Below are 20,110 nucleotides of genomic sequence, written 5' to 3'. Positions count from 1 at the left end.
CCCGCATGGAAGTCCGCCCCGCACTCGCCCGTTACGTCCTCAGTCACTACGCCTTCAACGGCCTCGGCGCCGCCGTCGGCGTCGTCTCGCTCGGCCTGCTAGCTTGGTGGGCCTTCGATTTCGGCACCGCCACGAGCATCGGCTCGGGCGCCATCGCCATCAGCTTCGCCGACACGCCCAGCCCCGCGCGCCACAAGCTGCGCGAGATGGGCGTGGCCCTCGGCGTCATGTGCATCGCGGCGCTATCGGTCGGGCTCGCGCTCGATTCGCCGGTGGCGCTCGGCCTCACGCTGCTCGCGCTGAGCTTCTTCATCTCGATGCTGACCGCCTACGGGCGCAAGGCGCTGCCGATCAGCTTCGCGGGCTTCTTCACGATCGTGCTGACCATCGGCGTGGGCGGCGGCACGCCGGCCGAGGTGGTGCGCCACACGCTGCTGATGTTTGCCGGCGCGCTGGCCTATGGCGGCTATGCGCTGGTGGTGGCGCGGCTGCTCGCGCTGCGCACCAAGCAGCAGGCGCTGGCCGAATGCCTCGGCGAGTTCAGCGGCTATCTGCGTTGCAAGGCCGAGCTGTTCGACACCGAAACCGGCCTCGACGCGGCCTATGACGCGCTCATCGTCCAGCAGGCGAAGCTGACCGACCAGCTCCAGGTCGCGCGCGATTTCGTGTTCCGCGAGGTGCGCGACGACCGTGCGGCGCGGCTCGCGGCGGTGCTGCTCGCGGCGCTCGACCTGTCCGAATACTCGATCGCCAGCCAGACCGATTACGACCGCCTGCGCCGCGACCACGAAGGCTCCGATCTGCTCATGTTCATGCGCGACCTGGTGCGCAAGGCGGCGGCCGACATCGACGAACTGGCCTGGGCGCTGCTCAACGACATCGCGCCGCGCCGGGGCGTCAACTACCGCGCCGAGCGGCTCGCCATCGCCCACGAGCTGCGCCGGCTGGCCGAGGACGAAGGGCTCGAAGGTCACGACTCGCTCGACATCGCGCGCGCGGGCTACCGGCGCGTGCTCGGCGTGGTCGAGCAGACCGAGGCGCTGCGCCGTCTCGTCGAGCGGCCCGGTTCGCTGGCCGACCTGCCGGAATCGCTCAACCTGCGGCCCTTCCTGTCGCGCGCCGGCTGGGGCCTGCGCGTGCTGACGGCGCAGTTCAAGCTCGAATCGCCGGTGCTGCGCCATGCGATCCGCACCACGCTGGCGATGGCGGCCGGCTACCTCATCGCGCAGAACCTGCATTACGCGTCGCACGGCCAATGGATCCTGCTGACCATCGCCGTGATCATGCGGGCCAACTATTCGATGACGATCAAGCGTCGCAACGACCGCGTGGTGGGCACGCTCATCGGCTGTCTGCTCACCGGGCTGCTGCTGCACTACCTGCCCGAGCCGGAGGTGATCGTCGCGGCCATCTTCGTGGCGCTGGCGGCGGCGCATGCCTTCACCACGGTCAACTACCGCTTCACCTCGGTGGCGGCGTCGGTGCTGGGTCTGCTGCAACTGCATCTGCTCGATCCGGGCCAGCATTCGCTCGTGGTCGAGCGGGTGGTGGATACGCTCATCGGCGCGCTGCTGGCGCATGTCTTCAGCTTCGTGCTGCCGAGCTGGACCTCGGAAAGCATGCCGCGCCAGGCCCAGGCGCTGGTGCGCGCGATGCGCGGCTATGCCGAGCAGGCACTGGCGCTCGCGCCCACGGCCGGCGCCTATGGCCTCGCGCGCCGGCGCATGCAGGAGTCGATCGCCGCCTACGCGACCGCGCTGCGCGGGATGCTGGTCGAGCCCGACCGGCGTCGGCGGCCGGTCATGCCGCTCAACAACCTGCTCGCCGCGCATTACGTGCTGGCCTCGCAGCTCGCCGCCACGCGGGTGCTGCTGCGCGAGCAGGGCGCGGCGGTGGACCCGGTGTTCGCCGGCCGGATGCTGGAACGCGCGCTCGCGGCGGTGGACGGCCTGCTCGCTCAGGCCGAGGCCTTCGCGGCAGGCAAGAGCGACGCGCCCGCCGACATCGCGCGGCCCGCTGTGGCGGGCTGGCTCGTGGCCGGCGCCGACGCGTCATCCGACGGCAGCGCGCCGCCAGACGGTGCGGCCCGGGCCGAGGGCGCCACCCGCTTCGACGGTCCGGCCCGGCCTGACGGCGAGACCGGTTTCGACGGTGTGGCCAGGTCCGATCCGCCACCGCTCACGCCCGAGGCCGAGGCGCTGGTCGAGCGGCTCCAGGCGGTGATCGACATGGCGCGCCGGGTCACGGTGCGCGCCTGTCAGCTGGGCGCGCATTGCGCCGAGCCGGTGGCCGTCGCGGCGGGAGCGGCGGCATGAGCGGGCGTGGAACGGGCGCCGACGTGGCGCGGGGCAACGCGGGCGCGCGCGCCTTCGACGCCATCGTCATCGGCGCCGGCGCCGCCGGCCTCATGTGCGCGGCCGTCGCCGGCCAGCGTGGCGCGCGCGTGCTGCTGCTCGACCACGCCACCAAACTTGCCGAGAAGATCCGCATCTCCGGCGGCGGGCGCTGCAACTTCACCAACGTCAATGCCGGCCCGGCCAACTACCTCTCGCAGAACCCGCATTTCTGCCGCTCGGCCCTGTCGCGCTACACGCCGGCCGACTTCATCGCGCTGGTCAAGAGCCACCGCATTCCTTTCCACGAGAAGCATCGCGGCCAGCTTTTCTGCGACCGCGGCAGCGAGGACATCATCGCCATGCTCGACGCCGAATGCCGCGCCGGCGGCGTGGACCGGCGCATGGGCGTGAAGGTGGCCGGCATCCGGCGCGAGGCGGCGGGCGATGACTTCGTCGTCGAGACAGACGCCGGCGAGTTCCGCGCCGCGCGCGTCGTCATCGCCACCGGCGGCCCGCCCATCCCCAAGATCGGCGCGACCGATTTCGGCCATCGCATCGCGCGCCAGTTCGGGCTGAAGGTGGTCGAGTCGCGCCCGGCGCTCGTGCCGCTCACCTTCGACGCGCGCGAATGGCAGCCCTTCGCCGGGCTGGCCGGCATCGCCTGCGAGGTCGGCATCGGCTGCGGCGAGGGGCATTTCGTCGAAGACCTGCTGTTCACGCATCGCGGCCTGTCGGGGCCGGCCGTGCTTCAGATCTCGAGCTACTGGCGCCCCGGCGAGCCGATCAGCATCGACCTGCTGCCCGGCCGCGATGCCGCCGGCGAACTGCTCGCCCTCAAGCGCGAATCCGCGCGCCGGCTCGGGCCGTCGCTGGCCGAATGGCTGCCGCGTCGCCTTGCCGATGTCTGGCTCGAACACGCCCGCGCCCCGGCCGACCGCAAGCTCGCCGAATGTCCGGACGCGCTGCTGCGCGACGTGGCGGGGCGGCTGTCGTCCTGGTCGCTCGTGCCGAACGGCAGCGAGGGCTGGCGCAAGGCGGAGGTCGGGCTGGGTGGCATCGATACGCGCGAGCTGTCGCAATCGACGATGGAGGCGCGGCGCGTGCCGGGCCTGCATTTCATCGGCGAGGTGGTGGATGTGACGGGCTGGCTCGGCGGCTACAACTTCCAGTGGGCCTGGGCCAGCGGGCATGCGGCGGGAATGGCGATTGCGGCGTGAGGCGCCAATGCCGATTCGCAAATCGGGAATGCCGCGAATCGGGCCGGCGCCCAGGCTGTTGCGCATCGACAATTGCAACGCAGGCCCGAATTCTTGACCGGCCTTTATGGAAACCAATACACTAGCGGGCTTACTCATGGCCGCTTGGCAACACTCGCGGCACTTTTTGGAACAAGCCACGACACATGCCTACCGTCAAAGTCAAGGAAAACGAGCCGTTTGAAGTCGCCCTTCGCCGCTTCAAGCGCACGATCGAAAAGACCGGTCTGCTGACCGAACTGCGCGCCCGCGAGTTCTACGAAAAGCCGACCGCCGAGCGCAAGCGCAAGCTCGCCGCTGCCGTCAAGCGCCACTACAAGCGCCTGCGCAGCCAGATGCTGCCCAAGAAGCTCTACTGATCGAGCTCGCATGACGGTTGCCTGATCCGGCAACCCGGTCACAGCCCGCGCTGGCCTCGCCACCGCGGGCTTTCGCATTTGGAGCTTCAGCTCACGGAGTCACGCAAATGGGTCTCAAGGAACAGATCAACGAGGACATGAAGACGGCGATGCGCGCCAAGGACAGCGCCAAGCTGTCGGCGATTCGCCTCCTCACGGCCGCGATGAAGCAGAAGGAAGTCGATGAGCGCATCGAGATCACCGACGCCGTCGTCCTCGCCATCGTCGAGAAGATGATCAAGCAGCGGAAGGACTCGATCACCCAGTTCGAGGCCGGTGGCCGCACCGATCTGGCCGACAAGGAGCGCTTCGAGCTCGACGTGCTGTCGGTCTACATGCCGGCCCAGCTCACGCCCGAGGAGATCGAGGCCGCCGTTGCCGCGACCGTGGCCCGCATCGGCGCTGCCGGCCCGCAGGACATGGGCAAGGTCATGGGCGCGCTCAAGGGCGAACTCGCCGGCAAGGCCGACATGACCGTCGTGTCCGCCAAGGTGAAGGCGGCGCTCTCGCCGCGCTGAAGCGCCAGTCCAGCCGCCCGCGCCGATGATTTCGCAGAGCTTCATCGCCGATCTGCTCGACCGCGTCGATATCGTCGACGTGGTCGGCCAGTACGTGAAGCTGCGCAAGGGCGGCGCCAATTTCTCCGGGCTCTGCCCCTTCCACAGCGAGAAGAGCCCGAGCTTCACCGTCAGCCCGACCAAGCAGTTCTATCACTGCTTCGGCTGCGGAGCGCATGGCAGCGCGCTCGGCTTCATCATGGAATTCAGCGGGCTGACGTTTCCCGAAGCGGTCGAGGATCTGGCCGGGCGCGTCGGCATGCAGGTCGTGCGCGAGGACGGCGGATTGCCGCCGGCCGAAATCGCGAAACGAAAGTCCGAAGCCGTTTCGCTCACCGACTTTCTCGCCAAGGCGGCCGATTTCTATCGAAAGCAATTGCGCGCCAGCCCGAAAGCCATTGATTACCTGCGCCAGCGCGGATTGACCGGCGAAATCGCGAAACGATTCGGCCTCGGCTATGCGCCCGACGCCTGGGACAGCCTGCGCGATGCCTTCGACAGCTATGACGCGAAGGAGCTCGTCAGCGCCGGCCTCGTCATCGACAAGGAAGCCGAGAATGGCGAGCGCGCCAAGCGCTACGACCGCTTCCGCGACCGCGTGATGTTTCCGATCCGCAATCCGCGCGGCGCCGTGATCGGCTTCGGCGGGCGGGTGATCGGCAAGGGCGAGCCCAAGTACCTCAACTCGCCCGAGACGCCGGTATTCCAGAAGGGCAACGAGCTGTACGGGCTGTTCGAGGCGCGCGAGGCGATCCGCGAGCGTGGCTACGTGCTGGTAGTCGAGGGCTACATGGACGTGGTGGCGCTCGCGCAGAGCGGCATCGGCAACGCGGTGGCGACGCTCGGCACCGCCTGCACGCCGGTGCATGTGCAGAAGCTGCTGCGTCAGGTCGATCGCGTGGTGTTCTCGTTCGACGGCGACCGCGCCGGACGCAAGGCCGCGTGGCGCGCGCTCGAAGCCAGCCTGCCGCACGCGGGCGATGACAAGCTGCTGAGCTTTCTCTTCCTGCCGTCCGAGCACGATCCCGACACCTTCGTGCGCGAGCGCGGCGCCGAGGCCTTCGAGGCCGAGGTCGCGAGCGCGATGCCGCTGTCGGCCTTCCTGTTGCAGGAGCTCACGGCCGACTGCGATCTGCGCACCGCCGAAGGGCGCTCGCGGCTCATGTCGAGCGCCAAGCCGCTCATCGGTCAGGTCGCGGGCGCGGCGCTGCGCACCCAGCTCGGCAACGAACTGGCCAAGCTCGCGCAGATCGAGACCGGCGCGGCGATGAACGAGCTGGGCGTGTCGCGCTGGCAGCAGCGGCCGGCGCCGCCCAGGGCCGCGCGCGCGCCGGTTGCTTCGCTCGAACAGAAGCTGCTGTTGCTGCTGGCGCGCCATCCGGCGCTAGCGCGCGAGATGAGCACCGACGACGAGGCCATCCTGCTGGCGGGCAGCCCGATCGAGGAATCGCTGCGGCTGCTCATCCAACTGGCGCGCGCCGGTCATGGCCATGTCACGACGGCGACGATTCATGCGCAGCTCCAGCAGTTCGATCCACCGGCCGAATTGCGCGCCGCCGTCGATGCCGAATTGCCCGACGGCGCAACCGATGCCGGTGGTGACAGTCAGGATTCACCCGAAGAAGACCCCGAAGCCCAGCTTGCGCGCACGGAACTTGCGGAAGGACTCGCGCGCCTGAGGCTCAACCGGGTCGAGTCGGAAATCCAGCAGCTGATTGCCCAGGGGTCGGGAATGGACATGTCGCAGTTCCGAGAACTGCAAGCCGAGCGGATCAAGCTTCGAAGCGGTAACCGAGAAATATCCGGGGCTTGAAAGTGGCTCGTTTGCTACAATAATTGGTTTTCCATTCAACGACTTGCGCCCGCCGCTCGTGTCTGTCGAGCCCGAGGACAGTGGCGGAACGTTGGTTTGCACGGGCTTTGCCACGGCGCCACCCACGCCGTGCTCTGGATGACTCCCTGGATCCATGGCGACTACCAAAGCGACAACTCCGGCAACTGAAGCAAGCAGGAAAGCCGCGGCTCAGCCCGCAAAGACGGCGGTTTCCACCGCAAGCAAGGTGAAATTGAGCACTCAAGACCCTGAAAACAAGGCGGCCAAGCCCGCCACGCGCACGCGCGCGCCCAAGCCGGCCGAGTCGAAGGCGCCCGCCGAGCCTAAGGAAGTCAAGGCCGTCGCGACCAAGGAAGCGAAGCCCGAGACCAAGACCGCGCGCGTCACCAAGGCCAAGGCCTCGGTCGCCGCGAAGTCCTCCGAAGACGATGACGAGGACGACGACTTCAAGCCCGAGCCCAAGGCAGCAGCGAGCGATGTGCCGAAGGGCAAGCCGGGTCGCAAGCCCACGCGCAATCCCGATGCGCTCGACGATCCGGACGTGGCCGTGGCCGAAGCCGCCGAGACCGCGCCGCGCATCCGCGGCAAGGGCGGCAGCAAGGCCGAGCGCAAGCTGATCCAGAACATCGGCAACGGCGCCGAGGGTGACCAGGACGTCGAAGTCCGCCGCGCGCGCCTCAAGGCGCTGATCAAGCTGGGCAAGGAACGCGGCTTCCTCACCTACGCCGAGATCAACGACCACCTGCCCAACGACATCGTCGACGCCGAGCAGATCGAGCAGATCGTCGGCACGTTCAACGACATGGGCATCTCGGTCTACGACCAGGCGCCCGACGCCGAGACGCTTCTCATGAACGAGAACGTCCCGGCCGTCGCGTCGGACGAAGACGCCGAGGAAGAAGCCGAAGCCGCGCTGTCCACCGTCGATTCCGAATTCGGCCGCACGACCGACCCGGTGCGCATGTACATGCGCGAGATGGGCTCGGTCGAGCTGCTGACGCGCGAAGGCGAAATCGAGATCGCCAAGCGCATCGAGGACGGCCTGCGTCACATGGTCCAGGCGATCTCGTCCTGCCCGACCACGATCACCCAGATTCTCGACCTCGCCGCCAAGGTGAAGGCCGGCGACATGGCGATCGACGACCTCGTCGACGGCCTTGTCGATCCGAACGCCGCCGACATTCCGCCGTCGGCCGTCGCGGCGGCGGCCGCCGGCGATGACGAGGAAGAAGAGGAGATCGAGGAAGAGGAAGAAGAGGAAACCGGTCCGGGCGGCGGCATGACCGCCAAGCAGATCGAGGAACTCCGCATCGTATCGCTCGAGAAGTTCGAGCGTGCGAACAAGCAGTTCGAGAAGATGAAGGCGTCGCTCGAGAAGTCGGGCTACATGAGCAAGGCCTATGTCGAGGCACGCGAGGAAATCCTCAGCGAGCTGATGGGCATCCGCTTTACCGCCAAGATCGTCGAGCAGCTGTGTGATTCGCTGCGCGGCCAGGTCGATGAAGTGCGTTCGCTCGAGCGCCAGATCCTTTCGATCTGCGTCGACAAGTGCAACATGCCGCGCCAGCATTTCATCAAGGAATTCCCCGGCAACGAGACCAATCTCGAATGGGCGAAGGCCGAAGTGAATTCGGGCCGCGATTACGCGACCGTGATGGCGCGCTATCTGCCGGCGATTCACGAACTCCAGCAGAAGCTGATCGACCTGCAGAAGCGCGTCGTGCTGCCGCTGAAGGATCTGCGTGAAGTCAACAAGCAGATGGCGACCGGCGAAGCCAAGGCCCGCAAGGCCAAGCGCGAAATGACCGAGGCCAACCTGCGTCTCGTGATCTCGATTGCCAAGAAGTACACCAATCGCGGCCTGCAATTCCTCGACCTGATCCAGGAAGGCAACATCGGCCTGATGAAGGCGGTCGACAAGTTCGAATACCGTCGTGGCTACAAGTTCTCGACTTACGCCACGTGGTGGATTCGTCAGGCGATCACGCGCTCGATTGCCGACCAGGCCCGCACCATCCGGATTCCGGTTCACATGATCGAAACGATCAACAAGATGAACCGGATCAGCCGTCAGATACTGCAGGAAACGGGTTCGGAACCCGATCCCGCGACGCTGGCGGAAAAGATGGAAATGCCGGAAGACAAGATCCGCAAGATCATGAAGATCTCGAAGGAACCGATCTCGATGGAAACGCCGATCGGTGACGACGACGATTCGCATCTCGGCGATTTCATCGAGGATACGGTCACGCTGGCACCGGCCGATGCGGCCCAGTATTCGAGCCTGCGCTTTGTCGCGAAGGAAGTGCTCGATTCGCTGACGCCGCGCGAAGCCAAGGTGCTGCGCATGCGCTTCGGCATCGAGATGAGCACCGACCACACGCTGGAAGAAGTCGGCAAGCAATTCGACGTGACGCGCGAGCGGATTCGCCAGATCGAGGCCAAGGCGCTGCGCAAGCTGCGTCATCCGAGCCGCAGCGACAAGCTGAAGTCCTTCCTCGAGGGCAATTGATCGGCAAATGCCGTATTGGGCCGGAAATTTCCAGTTGCGCCATTCGTGGCCTGACCTGAAACTTCCGGCCTGATGTTTTTCGGGCCTCTAGCTCATGCCTGGTTAGAGCAGCGGACTTAAGTGGCAATTTCCTGCCGACGCGATCACGAGTTTCGTCGATGGAATGCGCCGAATGGGTTGTCCGGCGGCAAGTTGACTCTGGTGCCGGATAGAACTGCTCAAATTCGGGGAAACCTCTGGCAATTCGATAATCGAATTGGCGTGGCAATCCCGAGCGAAGCTCCAAGCAATTGGAGAACGTGTAGAGACTGTACGGGCAGGTCGTAACGACAAGAGACAGTCCAGACCCCAAACCCGAAAGGGGCGGCGAAAGCCGTGGCGGGTAGGCATAATCCGTTGGTGCTGGGTTCGACTCCCAGGGGGCCCACCAATCCAGGAATGAAGGCCATTGCTTTCATTCCACGCGAACGGCGATCCGTGCAAATTGCGCGGATCGCCGTTTTGCTTTTCCGGCTTCCGACTCACGACGCCGACTGGCGCTCGGGCGAGACCGGTCGGCGGGCGGGGAATCTCCGTACCGTAATGCACGAGCCGAGTGTGCATAGTCCTGATAACCCGACAAATCTAAGGAAAAAGCTTAGAAATGCTGAGCGGGAACATCAGGGGAAATCGATGAAGAAGACCTTGCTCGCCCTTGCGGCGGGTGCATCGCTGTGGGCATCGCATGTCAGGGCCACGCCCATCCCGACCGACGGGAGCTGGCATTCCTTCACCTTCCATGGCGAGGGCGAGCCGTTCGCCTACGAGCCGTTCACCTTCACGCTCGACACGACGGCACTGCTGACCGTGACCGACCTCTACCTCAGTGGCGACCGCTTGGCCATCTACAACAACGGCGTGCTGCTCGGCCTGACCTCGATGCCGCAAGGCGGTATCGACGATTACGTCGGCAGCTACGACATGGCGCTGCTCGATCCGCGCTGGAGTTCGGCGAGCTGGCAAATCGGCCCGGGCAGCTACTCCATCACCGGCACGGCGGTGCTGTCGCCCTGGGGCGTGGGCGCGGGCGGCATCCGCGTGATCACGGGCGCGGTGCCGGAGGCGGATGCGGCGCTGGCGTTCGGACTCGGGGCTGGCGTGATCGGGCTGGTCCTGCGGCGATGGTCGGCGCGGGCCGAGGGCTGAACCGGCGCGGTCCGGCGATCCGGCTCTGATCGGGGCGGCAATCCGGCCCGGCGCGGTGCCGGCTCAAGCCGTGCCGGCAAACATCGCCTGCACCTCGTCCTCGCTCACCTCCTCGATGCGCGAATGGCGCCAGCGCGGATTGCGGTCCTTGTCGACGAGCAGCGCGCGCACGCCTTCGCAAAAGTCGCCGCGCGGCAGCCAGGCGTCGTCGAGCGCGAGTTCCATCGCGAAACAGGCTTCGAGCGGCAGCCGGCGTCCGCGCCGGATCAGCTCGAAGGCGATGCGTACCGCGAACGGCGAGCGCGAGCGCAGCACGGCGAGGGTGTCGCGTGCCCAGTCGCCGCGGTCGGCGGCGAGCGAGGCGAGGATGGACGCGACGTCGGGCTGGCCGAAGTGGCGGTCGATCAGCGCGAGCTGACCGGGCAAGGTGACGCTGGCGCCGCCAGAGCGCTCGGCAGGCGCCATGGCGGCGCGGGCGGCATCTGCATCGGTGACGTCGCTTGCGTGGGCGACGCCGGTTCGTGCGGATGCCGGCGCGTCCTGATCGAAGCTGGCGGCGGTCGGCCCGAGCCGTGCCGCGATCTCGCCGAGCAGCGTGACGGCCGGCTCGCGGCCCCAGGGCCGGGCGGCGAGCAGCGCGACAAGCGCGGGCAGGTCGGTGTCGGTGGCGAGGCAGTCGGCGAGGCCTGCGACGACCGCGTCCGCGCCCGCGAGCGTCTGCCCGGTCATCGCGAGCCACACGCCGAGCGCGCCGGGCAGCCGCGACAGGAACCAGCTGCCGCCCACGTCGGGGAAGTAGCCGATCGCCGTCTCCGGCATGGCGACGCGGGTGCTCGGCGTGGCGATGCGCAGGCCCGCGCCCTGGGCCAGCCCCATGCCGCCGCCCATCGTGATGCCGTCCATCCAGCAGATGACGGGCTTGGCATAGCGGTGGATCGCGAGGTCGAGTGCGTATTCCTCGACGAAGAAGGTGTGGGCCGCGTCGCCGCCGGCGAGCGTCCAGTCGCGCACCGCGCGCACATCGCCGCCGGCGCAGAAGGCCTTGCCGCCTTCACCGCGCAGCAGCACGGCCTGCACGTTGTCGTCATGGGACCAGATGTCTAACTGGCGGTGCAGCGCGCGGACCATGTCGAGCGTGAGCGAGTTGAGGGCCGCCGGACGGTCGAGCACGAGGATGCCGAGCGGGCCATGGCGTTCGGCGCGGATGGGGTCGGTCATGCGGATGTCTCCTCGGTGGGCCGCCGTGCGCGGCGTCGGCGGCGTTGATTGCCGGAGCAGGCCGCGCGGGCGATCGATGCGGTGGCGCGGCCCGCCGCGATCAGCGGTTGCGGAAGGCCGGCGCGCGCTTCTCGACGAAGGCGGCCATGCCTTCCTTCTGATCTTCCGTCGCGAAGGTGGAATGGAACAGCCGGCGCTCGAAGCGGATGCCCTCGGCGAGCGTGGTCTCGTAGGCGCGGTTGACCGATTCCTTCGCGAGCATCGCGATCGGGCGCGACATGCCGGCGATCTTCTGCGCGGTCTTGATGGCTTCGGGCAGCAGTTCTTCGGCGGGCAGGATGCGGCTGACGAGGCCGGCGCGCTCGGCCTCGGCGGCGTCCATCATCCGGCCGGTGAGCACCATTTCCATCGCCTTGCTCTTGCCGATCAGGCGCGTGAGGCGCTGGGTGCCGCCGGCGCCGGGGATGGTGCCGATGGTGATCTCGGGCTGGCCGAACCTGGCGGTGTCGGCGGCGAGGATGAAGTCGCACATCATCGCCAGCTCGCAGCCGCCGCCGAGGGCGTAGCCGGCCACGGCCGCGATCGTCGGCTTGCGGAAGGTGGTCAGGCGCTCCCAGGTGGCGGTGATGAAGTCGGCGCCGTACACGTCCATGTAGCTCCAGTCCTTCATCGCCTTGATGTCGGCGCCCGCCGCGAAGGCCTTGGCGCTGCCGGTCACGACCACGGCGCCGATCGTGTCGTCGGCTTCGAGCGTGTCGAGCGCCGCGCCGAGTTCGCGCGTGAGGTCGGGCGACAGCGCGTTGAGCGCCTTGGGTCGGTTCAGGACGATGACGGCGACGCCGCCGTCATGGAACTCGACGTAGAGGTTTTCGTGGCTGAGGTTGTCTCGGGACATGGCGTGGCCTGCGCGTGCGGTTGGAAAGGCGCACACCATACGGCCCCGGATTGACGCGCGGAAGGCGGGTTGCCCGGAGTTGCGCTTGGCGTTGCCGATCCGCCTCCTTAGAGTGGCCGGTCCGCCTCAGCACAACGCCGCAATGACCGATCCCTTCCTGCACCTCGAAGCCGTCGATTCGCCCGAAGCCCTCGCCTGGGTGCGCGAGCGCAATGCCCTCACCGAGGCCGAGCTCACGGCCGATCCGCGCTACGCCCGCATCCGTGCCGAGCTGCTGCGCGTCATGAACTCGCCCGACCGCATTCCCGACGTGACGCGGCGCGGCGCCTTCTTCTACAACTTCTGGCGTGACGAGCAGCACAAGCGCGGCCTGTGGCGCCGCACCAGCTTCGACGACTGGCGCCAGCCGCAGCCGACCTGGGAAACCGTGCTCGACCTCGACGCGCTCGGCGCGGCCGAGGGCGAGAACTGGGTCTGGGCCGGCGCCAGCGCGCTCGGGCCGGACTACCGCCGCTGCCTCGTCCACCTGTCGCGCGGGGGCGCCGACGCCACCGTCATCCGCGAGTTCGACCTCGTGGAAAAGCGCTTCGTCGAGGGCGGCTTCGCGCTGCCCGAGGCCAAGAGCGACATCGAATGGATCGACGAGAACACCGTGTTCGTCGGCACCGACTTCGGCCCCGGCTCGCTCACGCGCTCGGGCTATGTGCGCGTCATCAAGCGCTGGAAGCGCGGCACGCCGCTGGACGCGGCCGAGACCGTGTTCGAGGGCGACGAGGAGGACGTAAGCGTCGGCGTGATGGTCGATCGCACGCCGGGCTGGGAGCGCACCATCTTCACGCGCTCGCTCGACTTCTACCGGGAGGAGACCTGGCTGGAGCTGCGCGTGGACGGCGCGAACCCGGCCGCCGCAGACGACGGTGCGCCGGCCGGCGTGACCGGGCAGGCTGCCGGCGTGACCGCGACCAAGCGCGCCTCCGTCAGCGGCCTCGACGTCCCCGCCGGCCGCGCCCCCGGCCGCCGCGTCAAGCTCGACCTGCCCGACGACGCCTCCGCCGACTTCTGGGAACGCACGCTGCTCGTCACCCTGCGCAGCGACTGGGAGCTGGCCGATTCCCGTTACCTGGCCGGTTCGCTGCTCGCGATCGACGCCGACGCCTTCCTCGCCGGCGCGCGCGATTTCACGATCCTGTTCACGCCCACCGACACCCGCTCGCTCGACGACTACGACACCACGGCCACCCATCTGCTGATGACCGTGCTCGACAACGTCGCCGGCCGGCTCGAAGCCTGGCACCGCCACGACGACGGAACCTGGACCCGCCGCGAGATCGAGGCGCCCCATCCCGGCACGCTCGACCTCGGCTCGCTGCACGACCCCGAGATCGCCGACGACCCCTTCTCCGAGCGCTGGCTGCTCGACTACACCGACTTCCTCACGCCCGATTCGCTGTGGCTGTGCAGCACCGCCAATGACGAACGCGAACTGCTCAAGCGCTCGCCGCAATGGTTCGACGCCGAGGGCATGCGCGTCGAGCAGCTGTTCGCCACCTCGGAGGACGGCACGCAGGTGCCTTACTTCGTCGTCTGGCCGAAGGGCGCGACGGCCGACGGCGCCAATCCGACGCTGCTCTACGGCTACGGCGGCTTCGAGATCTCGCTCGCGCCCGAGTACGCGCCCGATCGCGGGCTGGTCTGGCACAAGGACGGCGGCGTGTTCGTCGTTGCCAACATCCGTGGCGGCGGCGAGTTCGGCCCCGAATGGCACGAGGCGGCGGTGGAGGAGGGCAAGCAGGCGAGCTACGACGACTTCATCGCCGTGGCGGAAGACCTGATCGCGCGCGGCATCACCAGCCCGCGCCATCTCGGGATCATGGGCGGCAGCAACGGCGGGCTGCTCGTGGGCGCGGTGATGGTGCAGCGGCCCGACCTGTTCAACGCCGTGGTCTGCCAGGTGCCGCTGCTCGACATGAAGCGCTATCACCTGCTGCTCGCCGGCGCGTCATGGATGGCCGAGTACGGCAACCCCGACGACCCCGAGCACTGGGAGTTCATCGCCGACTATTCGCCGTATCACAACGTCGAGCCGGACGCGGTCTATCCGCGCCCGCTGTTCACCACGTCGACGCGCGACGACCGGGTGCATCCGGGCCACGCCCGCAAGATGGCCGCGCTCATGCTGTCGCAGGGCCACGACCTGCTGTACTTTGAGAACACCGAGGGCGGCCACGGCGGCGCGGCGGACAACGAGCAGCACGCGCATCTGGGCGCGCTGGAGTACGTCTACCTCTGGCAGCGGCTCGGGCGCGTGCTGTCCGCCGGCTGAGTAGCTGGCGCGGCGGTCGGTGCGCGGTTTCCTTCAGGCGCGGCTTCTGGCGCGACTGTTGGCCCGTTCCAGCAGCGGCTCCAGCAGCGCCCTCAGCTCGGTCAGGCCGAAGGGCTTGGCCAGATGCGCGTCCATGCCGGCGAGCAGGCTGGCCTCGCGGTCGCTCTCGTAGGCATTGGCGGTGACGGCCACGATCGGCACGCGCGGCCAGCCGTGGTGGCGTTCGTGGTCGCGCATGTGGCGCGTCGCCTCGAGGCCGTCCATCACCGGCATGTGCCAGTCGAGCAGCACGAGGTCGAAGCGCGCGTCGGGCGGGGCGGCGCGGAAGCGGTCGAGCGCCTCGGCGCCGTCCTCCACCGCGCACACGTCGTAGCCGAGGCTCGCGAGCATCGCGGTGGCGACGGCGGCGTTGACCGGATTGTCGTCTGCGTGCAGCACGCGCGGGCGGCGCGGGGCGGGCGTGGCGTCGGCGTGGGTGTCGGTGGCGCCGGTGCCGGTGCCGGTGCCGGTGCCACCGACGCCATCCGTGCCGGCCAGTGCCGCGACCGCCGTGAGCGCGAGCCGGAACCGGAAGCTCGTGCCGCGCCCCGGCTCGCTGGTGCAGGCGAGATCGCCGCCCATGGCCTGCACCAGTTCGCGCGAGATCGCGAGGCCGAGACCCGCTCCGTCGTGGCGACGCTGCAGCGAGCTGTCGAGCTGGTGGAAGGCGTCGAAGATGCGCGCGATCTGCTCGGCCGGAATGCCGATGCCGGTGTCGGCGACCTCGAAGGCGACGCCGCCGTCGGCGGTGGTGCGCGCCCGCAGCAGCACCCGGCCGTGCTCGGTGAACTTGGTCGCGTTGCCCACGAGGTTGAGCAGCACCTGACGGATGCGCGCCACATCGCCGAGGCGCCAGTCGGGCGTGGGCAGGCGGCTGTCGAGTTCGAGCGCGAGGCCCTTGGCGGCGGCGGCCGGGCGGGCCAGGTCGGTCACGTCGCGCAGCAGCGCGGCGAGGTCGAAGGGCGCGCGCTGCACCGCGAGCTGGCCGGCCTCGATGCGCGACAAGTCGAGCACGTCGTTGATGAGGCCGAGCAGGTGTTCGCCGGCACGTTCCAGCGTCGCGAGCCGCTCGCGGCCCTCGGGCAGCACCGCGCCGCGCAGCAGTTGCGCATTGCCGAGCATGCCGTGCAGCGGCGTGCGCATCTCGTGGCTCATGGTGGCGAGGAAGCGGCTTTTCACCGCGCTGCGCTCCTCGGCCAGCGCGAGGGCGCGCGAGCGTTCGTCCAGCAGATGGTCGAGGCGCTGGCGCAGCCGCAGCAGCTCGGCCGCCGCGCGCGAAGCGGTGTGGCCGTCGCGCAGCAGCAGCACGAACAGCAGCAGCAGGCAGACGCCCGTGGCCAGCGGAATGTCGCCGCCGCGCGCGAGCTGCCAGGCCGCCGTCGGCAGCAGCAGCGTGCCGAGAAAGATCGCGTGCGAAGCGAAGCTGCCCGACAGCACCACGTTGCCGACCGCGCCCGCGCCGACCACCACGGCGATGGTCTCCATGTCGATGTCGCTGCGCGCGGCCGCCGCCACGCCGAAGCCGAGCGCGGACCAGGTCAGGCCGTCGAAGGCCTCGGCCGCATGGTTGGCGCGCACGCCCCGGCGCCAGTGGCCGGGCATCAGCCGCCAGCGCTCGATCGCTATGCGCAGCAGCACTGCAAGCGTTTTCAGCGCCAGCCAGTCGAGCAGTACCCGGCCCGGCACGAGCGACTTCAGCCCCCAGCAGATCACGAGCGCGAAGGGCAGGCTCAGCAGCATGTGGAACAGGCTGCGTCGCAGCCGCAGATGCTCGCGCGCCTCGGCGAATCCGTCGTCGCTGTGCTGCTGCGCGGTCGCGCGCTTGTCCGGCATGCCCTTGTCCTTGTGAGGCCCCGGCGCGCGGGGATGTTCAGCCCGGCCGCTTGCCCTCGCGGCCGCGCTGCGCCTTGTAGATGCCGCTCTGGCCCGAGCACAGCCAGCTCAGCACGCAGGCCAGCAGCGCCGGCATGCCCATCGCGCTGCCGAACAGTTCCATCGCCATCAGCGTGGACGCGAGCGGCACGTTGGCCGCGCCCGCGAACACCGCGACGAAGCCGATGCCGGCCAGGAAGCCGAACGGCAGCTGGAGCAGTGGCGCGAGCGCATTGCCGAGCGTGGCGCCCATGAAGAACAACGGCGTGACCTCGCCGCCCTTGAATCCGCTGCCGAGCGAGCCGACCGTGAACAGCAGCTTTAGCAGCCAGTCGTGCGCGCCGAGCGGCCGGGCGAAGCTTTCGACGATGACCGGGATGCCCAGACCGATCCAGCGGTCGGCGCCGAAGGCCAGCACCAGGCTTGCGATGACAGCGCCGCCGACGAGCGGGCGCAGCGGCGCGGTCGGGAGCCGCCGTTTCATCCACGCGCCGAGCGCATGCGTCGCCTCGGCGAAGAGCTTGCCCGCGAGCCCGAACAGCGCGCCCGCGACCGCGACCGCGAGCAGCGTGGCGGCGGTCTCGGGCGGGATGGCGCCGACGGCGTAGTGCGTGTGGTGCGCGCCCCAGGCGCTCGTGACGCGGTCGGCGAGGATGGCCGCGACGGTGCAGGGCAGCAGCGCGTCGAAGCGCAGCCGGCCGACGGTCAGCACTTCCAGCCCGAACACCGCGCCCGCGAGCGGCGTGCCGAACACCGAGGCGAAGCCGGCGCTGATGCCGGCCATGAGCAGCAGCCGGCGGTCGTCGCGGCCGAGGCGGAATGCGCTCGTGAGCTGGTCGGCCAGCGCGCCGCCCATCTGCACCGCGGTGCCCTCGCGCCCGACCGAGGCACCGAACAGATGGGCGATGACGGTGCCGCCCAGCACCAGCGGCGCCATGCGCAGCGGGATCTGGGTGTGCGGATCGTGGATCTGGTCGATGAGCAGGTTGTTGCCGGCCTCGACCGCGCGGCCGTGGCGGTCGTACACCCAGGCCACGAAGGCGCCCGCGAGCGGCAGCAGCGCGATCAGCCAGCGGTGCGCTTCACGCGTGGCGGTCGCCCAGTCGAGCGCGAACAGGAAGAAGGCCGAGGCCGTGCCCGCGAGCGCCGCGACGGCGGCGGCGAGCGCGAGCCATTTCGCGAGCCAGGGCAGAAGGCGGAGGAAGTCGGGCAGCGGAGGCGGCGGCATGCGGGCGCGGAGGGGCGTGGCGGACGGGCGAGTCTAGCGGCGCGTCGGGCGGTGGCGAGGCGCGGCCCGCCGGCCGCGTGGCGCCAGCCGTTCATGGCCTTGCCGGCCGGCCGCGAGCCGCCCGCCGTCCGGCAGTCAGCCGGTCCCGCGCTCAGCCGATGCCGCAGCCCGCGCCGACGCCCGGCTCGTTGGCCGCCGCGCCGTCGGCTTCGCGCGCGGACTTGGCCGGGCCGACCGCGAGCTGGGGCGCGAGCGGCACGCCGTTCTTCACCGCCACGATCTCGGCCAGGATGCTCAGCGCGATCTCGGGCGGCGTGCGGCTGCCGATGTACAGGCCGGCCGGGCCGCGCAGGCGGGCGAGTTCGGCGTCGGTGAGGCCGAAGTGGGTGGCGAGGCGCTCGCGGCGGCGCGCGTTGTTGGCGCGCGAGCCGAGCGCGCCGACGTAGAAGGCCGGCGAGCGCAGCGCGTCGATGAGGGCAAGGTCGTCGAGCTTGGGGTCGTGGGTGAGGGCGACGACGGCGGTGCGCTCGTCGGGGCGGGCGGCGATGACGACGTCGTCGGGCATGTCGAAGCTGAGGGTGACGCCGGGCACCTGCCAGTCGGCGCGGTATTCCTCGCGCGGATCGCAGACGGTGATGTCGAAGCCGAGGCCGGTGGCGACGGTGCAGAGGTAGCGCGAGAGCTGGCCGGCGCCAATGACGATGAGCCGCAGCCGGGGGCCGAGGGTGTGGGCGAGGCTGCGGCCGTCGAAGGCGAGGGCGTCGGGGAGGGCAGTGGCGGCGTCGTGCAGGCCGGCGGTGTCGGCGTCGTCGCCCGGGAGCGCGGCGGTGCGCAGGCTGACGGCGCCGGTCGAAAGGTCCAGCTCGCGGCGGGTGGCGCGGCGCTCGCGCAGCAGCGCGATCAGCTCGGCCAGCCGGCTGCGCTCGCCGAGCGGTTCCAGCACCAGTTGCAGCGTGCCGCCGCAGGGCAGGCCGAAGCGCTGCGCCTCCTCGGCGCTGACGCCGTAGGTGGCGACGGCCGGCAGGCCGGCGGGGCAGAGCGCGGCCAGGCCGTCGTCGCGCACGCGGGCGATCAGCTCGTCCTCGATGCAGCCGCCCGAGACCGAGCCGGTCACCACGCCGTCGGCGCGGATCGCCATGAGCGCGCCGGGCGGCCGGGGCGACGAGCCCCAGGTGCGCACGACGGTGACGAGTACGCCCGCATGGCCGGCATCGAGCCAGTGCAGGGCGGCGGCGAGAACGTCGAGATCGGCGGCTTCCACTTGCGTATCGCTCCCAAGGAAAAGCGCCCGAGCCTGGGCCGCGACCGGCGCCGACGCAAGCCGGCTTGCGTTTGCTCGCGCGAATTTCCGTGCCCGTCGGCAACGCCCACCCGCCGAACCATTGGTCCGCCGCAGGCGGGCAGGAGCGAGCAATGCTTCTTCAAGCCGTTCCCGCACGGGGTCAGCGTTCTCTCGTCGCGTCCGTGGCGCCCGCCGCGCCACGCGTCCTCCCGCCGCTACCGGCGTGACGACACCACGATCCCCGACGCAATCAGCGCGAACGCCACGGCGTGGAACCACGCCGGTGGCTCGCCCAGCAGCCCCGCCGACAGCACCGCCGCGAACACCGGCGTGAGGTTGACGAAGAAGCTCGCCACCGACGGCCCGACCAGACTCACGCCCAAGCCCCAGAAGCGGAAGGCCGTCAGCCCCGGCCCGACGGCGACGAACACCACCAGTGCCAGCACGCGCCAGCTCCATTCCCAGTGCGCGAGGCCGAGCGCCGCCTCGGCGCCCGCGCTCGCGGCACACCAGATCAGGCCGAAGCCCGTCTGCGCGAGCAGGAAGGCGGCCCAGTTCCAGTCGGGCCGTGCCGTGCCCTGCATGTTTGCGGGCGGACGCGCGAGCAGCCAGCTGTAGAAGCCCCAGCTGATGATGGCCGCGACCATGAGCAGGTCGCCGGTCACGAAGTGCAGCTGCGCTAGCCGCGCGAAGTCGCCGCGCGCGATCACCAGCGCCACGCCCGCGAGCGACAGCGCCGCGCCGGCCAGCTCGCGCGGGCGCGGCATCACGCGATAGACCAGGGCGCCGATGAGCAGCATCCACACCGGCGCGCTCGCGGTGATGAGCGTCGCGTTGAGCGCGCTCGACGTGTGCAGCGCCATGTATTGCAGCGCGTTGTAGCTGCCCACGCCCGTCAGCCCCAGCAGCGCGAGATAGCGCTTGCGCGCCCAGAGCGCGGCCGGATCGCGCAGCGCCGCATGGCCGAGCGGCAGCAGCATCAGGAACACCAGCGCCCAGCGCATGAAGTTGAGCCCGAGCGGCGGCACCAGTCCGACGGCCATGCGTCCGACGACGGAATTGCCCGCCCACAACAGCGGCGGAATGGTGAGAAAGACGGCGGTGCGGAAGGTGAGCGCTTGTGTCATTGGGTCCGGGCCGGAAGGCGGGGGCGCGATGCTCGGTCTTCCTGCCGA

14 protein-coding genes are annotated in these 20,110 nt (G+C 69.5%); 8 read left to right on the top strand and 6 right to left on the bottom strand.

Annotation, left to right across the window (positions count from 1 at the left end; genetic code table 11):
* The first annotated feature begins 5 nt into the window (after positions 1–5).
* The 7 genes from H566_RS0118450 (at position 6) to H566_RS0118420 (ending at position 10,078) form a co-directional block, all read left to right on the top strand.
* The gene (locus H566_RS0118450; RefSeq protein ID WP_028312595.1) at positions 6–2,315 is read left to right on the top strand and encodes an FUSC family protein; all 2,310 of its coding nucleotides are present in this window, start codon (positions 6–8) and stop codon (positions 2,313–2,315) included.
* Positions 2,312–3,553 carry a BaiN/RdsA family NAD(P)/FAD-dependent oxidoreductase gene (locus tag H566_RS0118445; protein ID WP_051378981.1) on the top strand — a complete coding sequence of 414 codons (1,242 nt, stop codon included), beginning with the start codon at positions 2,312–2,314 and terminating at the stop codon, positions 3,551–3,553. Before H566_RS0118450 ends, H566_RS0118445 begins: the two co-directional genes overlap by 4 nt.
* 185 nt (positions 3,554–3,738) lie before the next feature.
* Positions 3,739–3,951 (top strand): 30S ribosomal protein S21, encoded by a 213-nt coding sequence (gene rpsU / locus H566_RS0118440; protein ID WP_028312593.1) that lies wholly within the window; start codon positions 3,739–3,741, stop codon positions 3,949–3,951.
* Positions 3,952–4,058: 107 nt separating this feature from the next.
* Positions 4,059–4,508 carry a GatB/YqeY domain-containing protein gene (locus H566_RS0118435; protein ID WP_028312592.1) on the top strand — a complete coding sequence of 150 codons (450 nt, stop codon included), beginning with the start codon at positions 4,059–4,061 and terminating at the stop codon, positions 4,506–4,508.
* A gap of 25 nt (positions 4,509–4,533) precedes the next feature.
* Positions 4,534–6,360 (top strand): DNA primase, encoded by a 1,827-nt coding sequence (gene dnaG / locus H566_RS0118430; RefSeq protein WP_028312591.1) that lies wholly within the window; start codon positions 4,534–4,536, stop codon positions 6,358–6,360.
* Between the two features lie 154 nt (positions 6,361–6,514).
* Complete coding sequence (gene rpoD / locus H566_RS26250; protein WP_051378980.1) at positions 6,515–8,893, top strand: RNA polymerase sigma factor RpoD; 2,379 nt, start codon at positions 6,515–6,517, stop codon at positions 8,891–8,893.
* Between the two features lie 672 nt (positions 8,894–9,565).
* Positions 9,566–10,078, top strand: coding sequence for a hypothetical protein (locus H566_RS0118420; protein ID WP_028312590.1), 513 nt, complete (start codon positions 9,566–9,568; stop codon positions 10,076–10,078).
* A 63-nt stretch (positions 10,079–10,141) separates the two neighbouring features.
* Here H566_RS0118420 and H566_RS26245 read toward each other — a convergent pair whose 3' ends face one another.
* Positions 10,142–11,296, bottom strand: coding sequence for an enoyl-CoA hydratase/isomerase family protein (locus tag H566_RS26245; RefSeq protein ID WP_034412199.1), 1,155 nt, complete (start codon positions 11,294–11,296; stop codon positions 10,142–10,144).
* Positions 11,297–11,396: 100 nt separating this feature from the next.
* Positions 11,397–12,191 carry an enoyl-CoA hydratase gene (locus H566_RS0118410; RefSeq protein ID WP_028312589.1) on the bottom strand — a complete coding sequence of 265 codons (795 nt, stop codon included), beginning with the start codon at positions 12,189–12,191 and terminating at the stop codon, positions 11,397–11,399.
* Positions 12,192–12,303: 112 nt separating this feature from the next.
* Here H566_RS0118410 and H566_RS0118405 point away from each other — a divergent pair, with 112 nt between their 5' ends.
* Positions 12,304–14,514 (top strand): prolyl oligopeptidase family serine peptidase, encoded by a 2,211-nt coding sequence (locus H566_RS0118405; protein ID WP_028312588.1) that lies wholly within the window; start codon positions 12,304–12,306, stop codon positions 14,512–14,514.
* Positions 14,515–14,547: 33 nt separating this feature from the next.
* Here H566_RS0118405 and H566_RS27705 read toward each other — a convergent pair whose 3' ends face one another.
* From H566_RS27705 to H566_RS0118385, 4 genes are all read right to left on the bottom strand, one after another.
* A complete protein-coding gene (locus H566_RS27705; protein WP_051378979.1) occupies positions 14,548–16,386 on the bottom strand; it encodes an ATP-binding protein in 1,839 nt (612 codons plus the stop codon).
* 37 nt (positions 16,387–16,423) lie between these two features.
* Positions 16,424–17,653, bottom strand: coding sequence for a voltage-gated chloride channel family protein (locus H566_RS0118395; protein WP_028312587.1), 1,230 nt, complete (start codon positions 17,651–17,653; stop codon positions 16,424–16,426).
* Between the two features lie 151 nt (positions 17,654–17,804).
* Positions 17,805–18,914 carry an XdhC family protein gene (locus H566_RS0118390; RefSeq protein WP_028312586.1) on the bottom strand — a complete coding sequence of 370 codons (1,110 nt, stop codon included), beginning with the start codon at positions 18,912–18,914 and terminating at the stop codon, positions 17,805–17,807.
* A gap of 236 nt (positions 18,915–19,150) precedes the next feature.
* Positions 19,151–20,062, bottom strand: coding sequence for a DMT family transporter (locus H566_RS0118385; protein WP_028312585.1), 912 nt, complete (start codon positions 20,060–20,062; stop codon positions 19,151–19,153).
* Positions 20,063–20,110 lie beyond the last annotated feature (48 nt).

This window comes from Derxia gummosa DSM 723 (assembly GCF_000482785.1).
Lineage (GTDB): Bacteria > Pseudomonadota > Gammaproteobacteria > Burkholderiales > Burkholderiaceae_E > Derxia > Derxia gummosa.
Note: the sequence above shows the minus strand (reverse complement) of the source record. Positions and strands in the feature narration are given on the sequence as shown.